Annotated in this window: 11 protein-coding genes; all 11 read left to right on the top strand. The window is 38.1% G+C overall.

Annotated features, from left to right (window positions below):
* The first annotated feature begins 7 nt into the window (after positions 1 to 7).
* The 11 genes from AC52CF_RS15460 to AC52CF_RS15410 all read left to right on the top strand — a co-directional run bounded on the left by AC52CF_RS15460 (position 8) and on the right by AC52CF_RS15410 (position 12,797).
* On the top strand, positions 8 to 403 hold the full coding sequence (locus tag AC52CF_RS15460; RefSeq protein WP_235131528.1) for a hypothetical protein: 396 nt from the start codon (positions 8 to 10) through the stop codon (positions 401 to 403).
* 280 nt (positions 404 to 683) lie between these two features.
* Positions 684 to 1,211: a hypothetical protein gene (locus AC52CF_RS15455; RefSeq protein ID WP_375182037.1), complete on the top strand. Its 528-nt coding sequence runs from the start codon at positions 684 to 686 to the stop codon at positions 1,209 to 1,211.
* A gap of 237 nt (positions 1,212 to 1,448) precedes the next feature.
* The gene (locus AC52CF_RS15450) at positions 1,449 to 2,408 is read left to right on the top strand and encodes a hypothetical protein (RefSeq protein WP_214588814.1); all 960 of its coding nucleotides are present in this window, start codon (positions 1,449 to 1,451) and stop codon (positions 2,406 to 2,408) included.
* A gap of 189 nt (positions 2,409 to 2,597) precedes the next feature.
* Positions 2,598 to 3,002 (top strand): type VI secretion system tube protein TssD, encoded by a 405-nt coding sequence (gene tssD / locus AC52CF_RS15445; RefSeq protein ID WP_076392041.1) that lies wholly within the window; start codon positions 2,598 to 2,600, stop codon positions 3,000 to 3,002.
* A gap of 255 nt (positions 3,003 to 3,257) precedes the next feature.
* A complete protein-coding gene (locus tag AC52CF_RS15440) occupies positions 3,258 to 5,753 on the top strand; it encodes an ATP-dependent Clp protease ATP-binding subunit (protein WP_214588815.1) in 2,496 nt (831 codons plus the stop codon).
* Positions 5,754 to 5,808: 55 nt separating this feature from the next.
* Positions 5,809 to 6,681, top strand: coding sequence for a lytic transglycosylase domain-containing protein (locus tag AC52CF_RS15435; protein WP_214588816.1), 873 nt, complete (start codon positions 5,809 to 5,811; stop codon positions 6,679 to 6,681).
* Positions 6,682 to 6,715: 34 nt separating this feature from the next.
* Positions 6,716 to 8,653: a type VI secretion system Vgr family protein gene (locus tag AC52CF_RS15430; protein WP_496517352.1), complete on the top strand. Its 1,938-nt coding sequence runs from the start codon at positions 6,716 to 6,718 to the stop codon at positions 8,651 to 8,653.
* Positions 8,654 to 8,656: 3 nt separating this feature from the next.
* Entirely contained in the window at positions 8,657 to 10,336 is a 1,680-nt protein-coding gene (locus AC52CF_RS15425) for a T6SS phospholipase effector Tle1-like catalytic domain-containing protein (protein ID WP_496517351.1), read from the top strand.
* Between the two features lie 58 nt (positions 10,337 to 10,394).
* Entirely contained in the window at positions 10,395 to 11,387 is a 993-nt protein-coding gene (locus tag AC52CF_RS15420) for a DUF2931 family protein (RefSeq protein WP_496517350.1), read from the top strand.
* 377 nt (positions 11,388 to 11,764) lie between these two features.
* Positions 11,765 to 12,172, top strand: coding sequence for a type VI secretion system tube protein TssD (gene tssD, locus AC52CF_RS15415; RefSeq protein WP_084196398.1), 408 nt, complete (start codon positions 11,765 to 11,767; stop codon positions 12,170 to 12,172).
* Positions 12,173 to 12,446: 274 nt separating this feature from the next.
* Positions 12,447 to 12,797 carry an immunity 51 family protein gene (locus AC52CF_RS15410; RefSeq protein ID WP_214588820.1) on the top strand — a complete coding sequence of 117 codons (351 nt, stop codon included), beginning with the start codon at positions 12,447 to 12,449 and terminating at the stop codon, positions 12,795 to 12,797.
* The last annotated feature ends 559 nt before the right edge of the window (positions 12,798 to 13,356 follow it).

The raw sequence follows: 13,356 nt of genomic DNA, 5'->3' as shown, positions 1-13,356 counted from the left end.
CAAGAACATGAAATCACTATTTTGCTTTTTCATATTGCTCATCAATATGGTTTGTCAGCCTTCCGAAGCCGGCAAATTGTCCGGCGAAAAAGACTGGATCGGAACTTATCACTTTTCTGCAAGAAACCGCGACGGTATGAAAACAAGTTTTGATATACAGATCATCAGGCTCGATAATATTACGGTAAAATATATGAGCGATGAAGACCGGCCGGAAATTTATAAAAATATCAGGAGTAAATTTGTTACCAAAGACAAGATCAGCATCCCTTTCAGCCCGAAAGATAAAGAAATGGGAATCATCTACGTAGAAAAGCTTGATGACGAATTTTATATCTCGGGAAGTCCCATCTACTTTATTAATCCCGGAAGTGATGATCTTCCGTTGAAGAAAGTAAAATAATAAACTTTACGGTACCATTCGGAGATTGTGTTTTTCACAATCTCTTTTTTTTGTAAATCTTTTAAACTCATCTCACTTTTGCCGTTAAATATATTTTGAACATATTGTGCTGTCATTTGCTGAATGAGTTTTCTTTGCGAACGCAGTATTAAAATACCACAGAACTTTTCATCTTAAATCATTGTCTGAATCTTTTTTCAGTCAATTTTAAAACAAAAAATATTGTCGGATTAAAATTTATGGTATTTTTGATCTAATAAATACGTCAAAAGTATACCTTATGATTACAAAAAAAATCATTGGAATTTGTTTACTGGCAGGACTTTTCACCATTTCCTGCTCGAAAAATGAAACAAAGAACAAAACGGCAACAGCAGACTCAATGTCCGTTTCTCAGCCTGTTGAAAAAACGGCAGTTCCTGTTGAGAAAAAAGATTCAGCACAATCTGATGAACAAACAGAAAGTCCGGAAGAAAAAGATACAAAAAAGACCGTCTCCAAAACTTCTGTTGAAGGAAAATTTATCGCAACAACCTGTGAAGGTGCAAGATTTTCAATAGAATTTAAAAATACGGACGGAAATCCAACATTTAAAATTTTAGATAAAACAAAAGTGATTGCTGCCGGAAATGTTTCTGCGGAAAGCGATGAAAAAACAGGAGAGATCAAAAATATTACCATGGGCGAAATTGGCGGTCTGTACGAAGGAGATAAAATTGTGATCCAGAATTACGGAAATGCCATGAACGAATTCGAACACTTCACGCAATGCGGCGATAAATATCTGGAATTCACCAGACAGAAATAATCAAAAATTAATGATTGAAATAGAAACAGCATCCATTTTCGGGCGCTGTTTTTTTGTTAAATTTAAAATGGTTTTAAAAAAGGTTACATTCCTGACTCCGTAGAAAAGCTATTGTGAACTTAAAAAGTGATTTGCATAAAAACTTATGAACCTTGCGTTACATGAAGATCATGACAAAACTATTTTGCGGACTAAAAATTTTCCTCTAACTTAGTTTGAGCCAAAAAACAAAAATATATGACCGTTCATTTTATCCTTTCCGGAGAAACGCTGGAAAGTATAGCTGAAGAAATTAATCTCGAAAATCCAGAATACCTTAAAGAATTTCACAATGCACATTGTGCGAGAGAAGATTTTATATACGATAACCTTGTTCCGCGGAAAAAACTTCTTATTCCTGATATTCACAAAATAAAAGAATACAACAGCAGGAATGATGCACCTTTCAAAGATCTGAAATTAAACCCTGAAATTCCTTTCCATCCCGAAAATCTGGCTAAAATTTATACCGTTGAAAGCCGGGAAACCGAAGAAAATGAGCTTGAAAAAAAAGAAAATGCACTTTCTTACACCGTTTCAGTAAAATGGATCCGAAAAGAAGAAAATAATCACATTTTTCACCTTTTCAAAAACAATTTTTTCGAAAAATCCGGAACGATGATGGCGGATCTCGCTTCAGAATCCATCCGTTCGCTGAATCCTGTTGAGGTAAGAACCGATGACAAAGGCAGAGTTGTATTTATTTCGTTAACCAAAGAAACCACAGATCATTTCAATACGATTAAAGAGCGTCTTACAGATCTTTTCCCCGATAAATACGCTAAACTATATCTTGATGAATTCGAACTCGTCGTTCTCGATCCTTTACTTTTCCATAGCAGAATGAAGGAAGACATCTTCATCAAAAACTATTTTGCAGGCATAAGAAACAGGTTTAAGAAAGGAAAATCTTATCTTAGTCAGTCAATCGGAGAAGAAAATACAGAAATTCAGCTTCAGCAGAAAGTGGAAGATTCCGAAGATCATGAAATCGTTCTCCGTCAGAATATAAATTCATACGAAAATGAGCTTGATTTTGTCGGAAAATATATCTTGGATAAAGACTCCGGATTGGTAAAAGAAATCGAAATCAGCTACAGTATTTCTCAGTATGGTGTAAAAAATAAAAGTTTTTTTACACTCAAAGAATTGTCGTAAACATTTTACAGCAAAGGTTTGTTAAGATAGTATTAAATCCAATGTCGTAGAATTACGACATCAAATCGTAGAAATACGACAAAATTTCAAATTGATATTTAAAAACTTTCAGAAGAGAAATTGCCGCTTTATCTTTGTTACACAATCACCGAATCACAAAATAGTAATAACGATTAAAATTTACCTGTCATGGCAGCAAATTCAAGAGGAATCTTAAAATTCAACGGCGGAGAAGGGCAAAAATTACTAAAACTGAACTACAGCGTTTCCAGATCTACGGATGTTTCCGGGAGAGTAGCTTCAGATCCTTCCAATGCGCTCATCAAAGTAACCGTAGAAGCGACAGAAAAATCAGACATTCTGGAAAGCTTACTGAACGGAAAATACAAACCGACCACAGGAGAAATTACCTTCAACAAATCCCACGAAGAAGGTACATTAATCACCCTTTCATGGAACAACGGATACGTTATTCAGCACGAAGTTGAGTTCGATGCGGTAGACGAAAACAGCATGCTCATCAGCTTCGTGGTAAGTGCAGAAACCATCGACTACGGAAATTCCAAATACGAAGGTCTTTGGCCATCAAGCTAAACAATTCATTTCATTGATATTCATACAAAAGGCTGTCACTCAAGACGGTCTTTTTACCATTTTAAATTAATTTTTGTTAAAATATTTATTCTAAATCACATTATTAATACATATTTTTCCGTTTTTAAGAAAAAACAGTTAACTTAGTAAATAATAAAAATTCAGACGGTTATAGATTCATTCCATAAAAAACAAGGAAAATCCAAACCGGAGAAACACCAAATCACCGCACAAAATATTAATCTGAATAGTACAATGGGAGTATTAGTTACCAATGAGACTGTAAAGCAGCTGTTTCATATAGCGCAATCCATCGCGAAGGAAAATTACAATGCCACCTACGGAGCTCCGCACATTTTGCAGGCACTTATGCACAAAGACATCGGGCTGAACGAATTCCTTAAAAGCATCGACAAAGATCCCGGATATTTCTACGAATGGGCAGATGTTCGCATTGAAGATTATCCCAAAACCAGCCATCTTCCAAGTGAAGCAGGAGAAGACGAAACTGTAGATCATATTGTAGAAGAAGCGGATGACATCCGACTAAAATTAGGTCTGGACGAAATTACCCCGATCTGTATTTTAACAGCCATTGTAAAACCACAGGTCGCTTTTACTTTACAGCAGCTCAAATCACTACCTCTCAGAGAACATGAAATTTTTAACTTATACAGAAAAGATACGCCTTACGACAGTTCGGAAAACGGAGAATTTTCTTCGATATTTTCAAAAGGTTCAGATTATTCAGATCAGTCTTTTCCTTCCATAAAAAGCTATTGCACAGACAGAACCGCACAGGCAAGAAAAGGAGAACTGGAAAACATCATCGGAAGAGACAAAGAACTCAGAATGCTGGTTGAAATTCTCTGCAGGAGAAGCAAACCGAACGTTATCATTATCGGAGAACCCGGAGTCGGGAAAACCGCATTGGTAGAAGGTTTTGCTATTGAAATCATCAAAGGAAATGTTCCTGAAATGCTCAAAAACGGAACCTTACTGGAATTGGACACCGGAGCATTACTGGCAGGAACCTCTTACAAAGGCGAGATCGAAGACCGCTTGAAAAAAGTCATCAACGAATGCAAAAAGATAGAAAAAGCCATTCTCTTTATTGATGAAATTCATACCCTTTTAGATCCCAAAGGAAGCATCGGAAACGTTGCCAATTTGTTGAAACCTGAACTCGCAAGAGGTGAAATTACCGTAATCGGAGCCACCACTCAGGAAGAATACAGGAAAATTATTGAGCTGGAACAGGCTTTCAACCGAAGGTTTGAAGTGCTAACCGTAAATGAACCGGACGAAAAAACCTGCGTTAAAATGATCGACGTTTTACTCGAAGGCTACAAAAAACACCACGGAATTGAAGTCGAGAAAACCGCTCTTCCGGAATGTGTACGTCTTGCAAAAAGATATGCAAAAGGGAAAAAACTTCCCGATGCAGCCATCGATCTTTTAGACAGAACCATGGCGGCGATTAAAATGCTCGACGAACTTTCAGAAAAAGAACTGGAAAGCTGGAAATTAACCTACGAAAAGCTTCAGAGCGAAGATTATTTTGACGAAAAAGACAAAGCAGACGAACTGATCTGGAATTACAATTTGCTGAGAGACAAAATAAGTCCGATTTTATGGGGATCTTTAAGTGAGCAGCCGCAAATCGACAATTCCATGCCGGTGGAGCAGATTCAGAAAATTATTGAAGACAGCTATGCCGAACTGTTGCAGCACGCCTCAAAGAAAAGAGAAAAAGTAGACCGTCTTGAACTCGCGGCGGTAATGGCGGCAAAAACAAACATTCCAATCGGGAAAATTCAGGCGCAGGAAAAAGAGAAACTGCTGAATATGGAATCTCTTTTAATGAACCGTGTTGTAGGGCAGGATCACGCTTTAAAAATCCTTTCCGATGCAATTGTTGAAAACCGAAGCGGACTCAATAAACCGGGACAGCCCATTGGATCATTCTTCCTTTTGGGACCAACAGGAACAGGAAAGACCGAATTGGCAAAATCGATGGCAGAACTCCTTTTCAACGACGAAAAGGCAATGGTTCGTTTCGATATGTCTGAATTTAAAGAAGAACATTCAGCCGCACTTTTGTATGGCGCGCCTCCCGGATACGTAGGTTACGAAGAAGGAGGAATGCTCGTCAACAAAATAAGACAGCAGCCTTACACTGTCGTTTTATTTGATGAAATTGAAAAAGCCCATCATTCGGTTTTTGATGTGTTTTTACAGATCATGGACGAGGGAAAAGTTCATGATAAACTTGGAAAAGAAGGTGATTTCAGCAATGCCCTGATTTTATTTACCTCAAATATCGGAAGCGAAGAAATCGTAAAACAGTTTGAAGAAGGAAAGATCCCGGAATCGAAAACTTTGATGCAGATTATGTCGAATTCTGGACGTTTCAGACCGGAATTTTTAGCAAGAATTACAGAAATTATTCCTTTTGCTCCAATTACAGAATCCATCGCCGAGAGAATTTTTAATATTCAGTTAAAATCACTACACAACTCTTTAGCGCGACTGGGAATGAGTTTAAAAATCTCCGATGAAGCCGTGAAAAATCTTGCTTTGGGCGGATTCAGCAGCAAATACGGCGCAAGACAGATCTCAGGAGTGATACGTTCTCAATTGGCAAGACCTATCTCGAAAATGATCGTAAGAGAAGAAGTAAAAGCCGGACAGATCATTCATGTCGACTGGAATTCAGAAGAAGAAAAACTGAGCTGGAACGTAGAATAAGAAAGAATGGAAATCGTGAATCAGTTTAAAAAACTTTTCACAAAAGCATAAAACAATGAACCCAAATCTCAAAAATATCTTTCTAACCGCAATGGTATTGCTGTGCTCGAATATGGCGAATGCACAGTTTCTTGCCGCTTCCGATACTTCGGAAAGCAGTGTGAAGAGATATAAAAGTATCATTAATGCCAACAGAGAAATTGTAGATTTTATCGAATATTCTCTGGTTCAGAAAGGTTTGCCGAGACATTTGAGAAATCTAGCCTTAATAGAATCCCATTTCAACAGAAATATAGCTTCCGGAGCCGGAGCAGTGGGAGTCTGGCAATTTATGACCGCTCACGCCAATCAATACGGATTAACCGAACAGAACAGAACGGATCTTTACAAAAGCACAAAAACAGCAACAGTTTCCTTAGCCAATCTATACAAAAAATACAACAACTGGATTACTGTAGTGGCTGCTTATAATTGCGGAGAAGGAAATATTGCCAAAGCTATGACGGCTGCAAACTCTACTCAATACCATGTTTTTTATAAGTTTTTGCCGGAAGAAACCATCAATCATGTTAAAAAATATCTGAATGCATGCTATGCAACCGGAGAATTGCAGAATGTTTTGGCAAACTATAATTCCTCAAGAATGAACACCGTTTTCCTCGTAAAAGGAGGAAGCGGAAAAAACAATGTGCAATTGGCAGAAACCGAGATCAATGCAGGATTCAATCTCAACATCATTGCCGATGAACTGGATGTGGAAGTAGACAAACTCCTCTCCTGGAATCCCGGAATCAACGATGAACTTCAGAAAAAGGGAGAAAGCACATTGTATCTTCCGACCGATCTTATGCCTGATTTTTTATTGAGAAAGACAAAAATTCTTTCAAGATCCATAAAAGAAGGAAATACACCAAATACCGAACACTAAGCGATCATGTTTAACCTACCAAATCACAGGAAATATGAAAACAGAATCACAAAATATACTACAGAATCCTTCCTTCCGCCCATCGCAGAATGCAGACGGAATTTCTCAGAATCATCACACAGGAATCAACCGTCTGGTAAAACTTTCTCTCGTGATCGAAGGAAAAGTGATTAAATATTACAAGCATTTTCAACTTACCCAAAGCACAAAACGCCACCACCAATTCAGCGTGACATTGGCTCATGATGCTTTAGGAGACCGACAGACTCATACCCTCGAAGAAGCCAATAAATTTCTCGGAAAACGTTTAACAGCCGTTATTTCCTACAAAGATATTGAAAGCAGCCCCGAAAGAACCTTTGTCGGAGTCATTACAGGAGTAGGTTTCAGTCAGGAAAAAATGAGCCTTGGAAATATTGTGTTAACAGGGTACAGCCCGACCATTTTACTCGATGGTGCGCCGCATATTCAGAGTTTTGGCGGAAGTTCTCCCGTTAATATGGGAATCATTGCCAACGAAGTCATCAAACAGGGGATCGATTCCAGCCGTTTTGATGTGAGAGTGGATACCAACGATTATTCGCAGATTATTTACAGCAGTCAGTACGATGAAACGCATTATAATTATCTGGCAAGAATGGCTGAAGCGTATGGCGAACAGTTTTATTATGACGGCGAAGTATTGCATTTCGGAAAACTTCCGCCTCAGAACAAACCGATCAGGCTAACCTACGGAAGCAGCGCCAATGATATTAAGGTTGAATTAAAAGCAGTACACACAAAACCCCAGTTTTACGGTTACAACAGCAGTAAACATGAAAAACTGACTTCGGGTGAAACGCCGGTTCAGCATGTGGGAGATCTGGCAAAAACAGCTTATTCCCACAACGAAAAAATATATAAAACACCTGCATTACAGGTTGCGCCCATTAAAGCTTCCACTCATCTTGACGTTGAATATTCGCAGAAAAGTGCAGCAGGAAGTGAAGCGGTGAGCGTATTTTCCTTTTCAGGAAATACAACCGTTCCTTTTTTGCATCCGGGGTGTGTGGTGGACGTTCAGATGAGAAAATTAGACAGCAACGAATCCGATTATTTTACGAGAATCATGGTGACGGAAGTTTCTCATGAAATTGATACGATTGGACATTACAAAGGAAGCTTCGAAGGAATTGCTTCAGACACAGGATTTCTACCTAAACCTGAATTTAAAATTCCTAAAGCCGAACCGCAGATTGCTACCGTCATTTCCAATACAGATCCGGAAGGACAGGGAAGAGTTCAGGTAAGATTCGACTGGCAAACCAACGATACAACGCATTTTATCAGAATGATGAGTCCCGATGCGGGAGGAACCGATCAGGTGAACCAAAACAGAGGATATGTCGCAATTCCCGAAGTGGGAGATCAGGTGATGGTGAATTTCGTTCACAGTCATCCCGACCGACCTTTTGTGATGGGCGGAATGTTCCATGGCGGAATCGGTCTCGGCGGCGGTGTGGACAACAGAGTAAAATCTATCCAGACGAGAAGCGGTCACAGAATTATTTTTACCGAGGACGAAAGCATCGTCATTACCGATAAATCGGGAAATAAAATTCATTTAGACACCACAGGAAGCAATATCACCATTACAGCTCCTGAAACCATGACGTTCAACTGCCGGAACATGAACATTAACGTCGGCGAAAATATGAGCACCAATGTCGGAATGAATAAATCTGATACCATCATGGCAAATCATACTGAAAGTGTAGGTTCTATGAAATATCTTTCTACAGGAGCCGATTTCATGACGAATGTTGTCGGAAAAATGAGTCATTACGTAAAAGGCGATATGGAAGTCTATGGCGAAAAAGAGCATAAATTAACCAGCCTTAAAGGCGTTGAGGTCAACAGTCAGGGAAAAGTGGAACATCACGCAGAAAAAGAAGTTCAGAACAATAGTGGCGAGAAATCTAAAAATCACTAAAAAATGAGCATTGAATATTTTGTAGAAGGGAAAGCGGTCACCCGTTTTGATGGAGATTCCAGAACTTTTGCCAAAGAAGGCATCAGTCACAACAGTGCGGCAACCGTAGAACAGAAAGGAAACGGAACGGGAGTAAGTTATAACAAAGCAGAAACCATTAATCCCGATGATAAACCCGTTAATACCATTGATATAAGCCTGAATCTTTTTTTTGACGGAACCCAGAATAACAAAACCAATACCCAGCTTGGCGGAGATTTCAAAGAAGCAAGCAGCGATAAAGACGACAGCTACAACAATGAGTTTACGAACGTTGCGCGCGGTTACGACTCTATCGATCCGAATGCACAGAATCAGGTTTCATGGTATATTGAAGGAATCGGAACGGAGGACAGAAAAAGCGACAGCATTTTAAAAGGGGTTGCACAGGGAACCGGAGATACAGGAGTGGTGGCAAAAGTGGCAAAAGGCTGTAAAAAAGGAGCCGAAGCCATCGTAAATAAACTTAAAAACAATACAAAACCTATCGGAGTTCTTACCGTAAATGTGTATGGATTCAGTAGAGGAGCTGCGGCGGCGAGACATTTTATCCATGTGGCAAATTCTCCGGGAATAATTTCTTATGCTTTAGGAAAAGAAACGTTACAGGTTTTTCCTCCGGAATTCATCAATAATGAAACGGTGACAATTAAAGATAAAGACGGCTCTAAGTCTCAGTTCATCATGAGGCACGGATATTTCGGAGCCTGCCTTCTCGCACAGGATCTTGAGGTGAAAGAGATAAGATTCCGTTTTGCAGGATTGTATGATACGGTTGCTTCTTATGGACTCAACCACAGAGGAGGTTTCGGGATTGATGATGATACCAAACAGCTTGGTTTAGACACTATTGGAGGCGGAAAAGTAAATTTTGTTCTTCAGCTTGCTTCGGATGACGAATACAGAGATAATTTTGATTTAACGAATATCGACAGTACAGGTTTATACGGACTGGAGTTTACCCTTCCCGGAGTTCATTCCGATATTGGCGGATCTTACGGAGAAGGCGATGAAATTTCTGTCTTATATTGCGATTCTTACGATCCCTACAATAATGTGAATACTCACAAAGAATGCGAAGCGTTTAAAAAAATTGTGGTGGACGAAGGATGGTATCATGATGAGCAGTTGGAAATTAAATATTTCAGGCAGAAAGATGTGAATTATGACCGGTGGTGGAATAAAATCTCCATGTACTACGGTTTGGTGGGAACACGGAAGCTATCCAATAAATACGATCAGATTCCGCTGAATCAGATGTTTCATTATTCTAAACAGCATAAAGTAATATATCTGGAAGATCTCATCAATGAAAATCATAAAATAACAGATTCTTTTCTAACCGGAATTTACAGCCAGCTTTCATCCTATATGAATGCGTGTAACGAGCTCAGAAATAAATATGTGGAAGATTTTAACGCAGGGAAAAAACCTTCAGCTGCCAAATACAAGCAGGATATTAAAGCAATTTCGTATCTGGGACACATCAAAGAAGAAGATCTTAAAATATTAAGAAACAAATACCTTCACTGGTCGGTAAAAGCCAACCAGATTGGCTTAGATGCGAGACCTAATGATAATGCTCCGAAAAGAAGAGGCGCATTGGCTGCACAATACCGCAAAAGAAACATACAGAATGGATAGAACGATAAAAATAATATTTTTTTTAACCCTCCTTTTTCAGAATATAAGTTGCCAGAAAATGAAAGAAGAACAATTGCCGGAATTTAACGTAGAAATAAGCAGTCCCAGTAATAATCTGATTGTAACGCCTGTTGAAGATAAAATTATCACTTTGGAAGGCGTTCCTGCAAGTCTGCCTTATGGAAGCTCTTCGGGAACGTGGGGAAATTCAGGGAAAGGCTGGACAGAGCAGTACGGAACTCCCGTCGGAATAGATGTTACTTATTTTTCCAGATACGAAGATGCTTTTTATCATCTGAAGGCAGATTTTCCGGTGGAAAAAATCAAAGATTACATGCAGCGTGCGTATGCGCAGCGCGAAGCTTCTTTTTACGATAAACCTTTGGAAGAATATAAAAATCTGGGAAGGAACGAAAAATACAGCAGCACAGAAAATCCGTACAACAGTTTTACAACACTTGTTTTTGGTTTTGCTCCAAAAGGAATGGTCGTAGTATGGCTGAGATTCCGGGCTGTTCAGATTGAGTTGGGAAAATTTCAGGCTGAAATCGTAAAAGATGATCAACAGTTAGAGCAGAAGTTTTTTTCCAAACTTTCGGTAACACGTGAAGAGATGAAAAAGAACAGATTTGTAGAGATAACACCGAAAGAATGGGAAAACTACCGCAAAAAGTACAGCTGGAAACCACAAATTACTTCAGAAAATCCGGCTTTTAAATTATTCGAATCCAATATCAGTTATTACAATGCGGAAGAAGAAGTTATTCTCCGTTCATGGATTGATAAAATTCCTTCAAGAGAAAGAGCGGTTCCAAAAGAACTGAATTTCATCTGGGAAACCGCAAAAGGCGAACAGTTTATCGGAAGAGCGTATTTCAATTGGGAAAGGCTCAACAGTGAGTTTGAAAAAGCAGGAAAAGACTTTCAGTTAGATTTTAAAGTAGCAAAAGACAACAGCAGTTTTGATATTTCTATCAATAACCAGCCTGTAAAAGCAGACAGCATAAGAATATTTAAGACAGACAGGGAATTCCACGATTCCTACCAATAAAGAAATTATCAGTTCTCAGTTCAGTTTATACGAATTCCGGTGAAAATCTTTTCATCGGAATTTTTATTCAGCTATGAGATTCAATCCGTTAACAAAAGCTAAAATGATCTTAATTAAATCTTAATATTTCTCTTTTTGGTGTGTAAATTTTATATTATTTTAAATTAATTTGTTGTTTAAATGATTGATTTATAGTAATTTGAATTTGGAGATATTTCTTTAATCGTAGAATTACTACATGAAGTCGTAGAATTACTACAAAAATTCAGATTCATATTCGATTCCTTTCGGGTTCAGAAAAGGTGTTCTATCTTTGGAATACCAAATCAACCAAATCAACCAAATCACAAAATATTAACGATTAAAATTTACGAATCATGGCAGCAAATTCAAGAGGAATTTTAAAATTCAACGGCGGCGAAGGACAAAAATTATTAAAACTGAACTACAGCGTTTCAAGATCTACAGACGTTTCCGGAAGAGTAGCATCAGATCCTTCCAATGCACTGATTAAAGTTACTGTGGAAGCTACAGAAAAATCCGACATCCTTGAAAGCTTACTTAACGGAAAATACAAACCGACAACCGGCGAAATCACCTTCAACAAATCTCACGAAGAAGGTACTTTAATTACACTGGGGTGGGAAAACGGATATGTTATCCAGCATGAAGTGGATTTCGATGCAGTGGATGAAAACAGTATGCTGATCAGCTTTGTTATAAGCGCAGAAACCATCGACTACGGAAATTCCAAGTATGAAGGTTTATGGCCGGGAGCTAAATAATACAAAACACAACAATCATCTTAGTAAAAATAAAATTGGTTACAGAATAGCATGGCTTAAAAGAGCAGCTATTCTGTTTTTTTTGTCAACTATTTCATCTTTTTGGAGACCGGAAAACTAAATTTTTAACAGGGAGGCTTTTTCCGGAAATGTGAGAAACGGTGTGTTTTTTAAGCTTAAAATAACGGACAAACGTTAATAAATGTTATAAAAAATGGATGAGCTCATAAATTTATTATCTTTAATATTCTATTAATTTTAATAAAAAAACATTATGGAAGCCTACAATTTTGAGACTGCTATTAAGCCCTTTTTTTGGGTATCCTCAGAAAAAACGTATTCAGTATGTTTAAACGCAGGAACTTACAAACCCGAAATTTTCGAATGGAGAAAAGACGAAGGTTTCGAAGGAAACGGTTACGACTGGACCTCGCTGGCAAAAGTTTTTGTGGAAGAGAAAAAACCGAACCTTTCAGAAGATATTAAGTTTGATCCCGAAGCCGATATGTTCTGTGCTTATTCCAATAATCCGGAAAGCCTGAAAGAATTTATTTCCGAATTCAAAAAAGCCTGTGAAGACGAAATGCTGATTCAGGATCTCTTTTCAAAAGCCGAAATTGACTAAAATATTTCCAAATATTCAAAAAGATCTCAAATTTGAGGTCTTTTTTATTTGAAAAAATATTTTCAGGAGCTGTTTCTCGCTTTCCGCACTCGCTATTTACAAATTTTCGGCTGCGGCGGCAAAGCCGCCGCAGCCGAAAATTTGTAAATGAGCTCAGACAAATGCTGCAATCGAGGCTAGGAACTATAGACCGTTGAAATTTTCAGCAAGATTAGTACTCATTTGTCATTCTGATTGGAATTTTGCGAAGCATTATGAAATGAAGAATCTTTAACTTAGATTCTTCCTTCGCCAGAATGACAGCTCATATTGTTTAAAAATCGACTTTGGAAGATGAAGAGTTAATAAAATCAATCATATGAACGTTTAAAAAATTCTACTGTTTGAGCGCGACAGAATTTCGAATCGAAGAACCAATTTATCATTCGCGCGAGTTTTAGAATTTTTAGAGCATAGGATTTATTTTTAGCATTCAGCTTCCCGGTCTTGAATTTTTGCTTCTTTTGTTTCAAGACAAAAGAAAAATATTTAAAATAGAATTCAACATTTACATTCTTCC

Source organism: Chryseobacterium sp. 2P, from assembly GCF_059579425.1.
This window is presented reverse-complemented; position numbering and strand designations above follow the sequence as displayed.

Bases quoted from the DNA above. Each gene is read 5' to 3' on its own strand.
- AC52CF_RS15460 (WP_235131528.1), top strand. From the start codon at position 8: ATGAAATCACTATTTTGCTTTTTCATATTGCTCATCAATATGGTTTGT.
- AC52CF_RS15455 (WP_375182037.1), top strand. From the start codon at position 684: ATGATTACAAAAAAAATCATTGGAATTTGTTTACTGGCAGGACTTTTC.
- AC52CF_RS15450 (WP_214588814.1), top strand. From the start codon at position 1,449: ATGACCGTTCATTTTATCCTTTCCGGAGAAACGCTGGAAAGTATAGCT.
- tssD (WP_076392041.1), top strand. From the start codon at position 2,598: ATGGCAGCAAATTCAAGAGGAATCTTAAAATTCAACGGCGGAGAAGGG.
- AC52CF_RS15440 (WP_214588815.1), top strand. From the start codon at position 3,258: ATGGGAGTATTAGTTACCAATGAGACTGTAAAGCAGCTGTTTCATATA.
- AC52CF_RS15435 (WP_214588816.1), top strand. From the start codon at position 5,809: ATGAACCCAAATCTCAAAAATATCTTTCTAACCGCAATGGTATTGCTG.
- AC52CF_RS15430 (WP_496517352.1), top strand. From the start codon at position 6,716: ATGAAAACAGAATCACAAAATATACTACAGAATCCTTCCTTCCGCCCA.
- AC52CF_RS15425 (WP_496517351.1), top strand. From the start codon at position 8,657: ATGAGCATTGAATATTTTGTAGAAGGGAAAGCGGTCACCCGTTTTGAT.
- AC52CF_RS15420 (WP_496517350.1), top strand. From the start codon at position 10,395: ATGAAAGAAGAACAATTGCCGGAATTTAACGTAGAAATAAGCAGTCCC.
- tssD (WP_084196398.1), top strand. From the start codon at position 11,765: ATGGCAGCAAATTCAAGAGGAATTTTAAAATTCAACGGCGGCGAAGGA.
- AC52CF_RS15410 (WP_214588820.1), top strand. From the start codon at position 12,447: ATGGAAGCCTACAATTTTGAGACTGCTATTAAGCCCTTTTTTTGGGTA.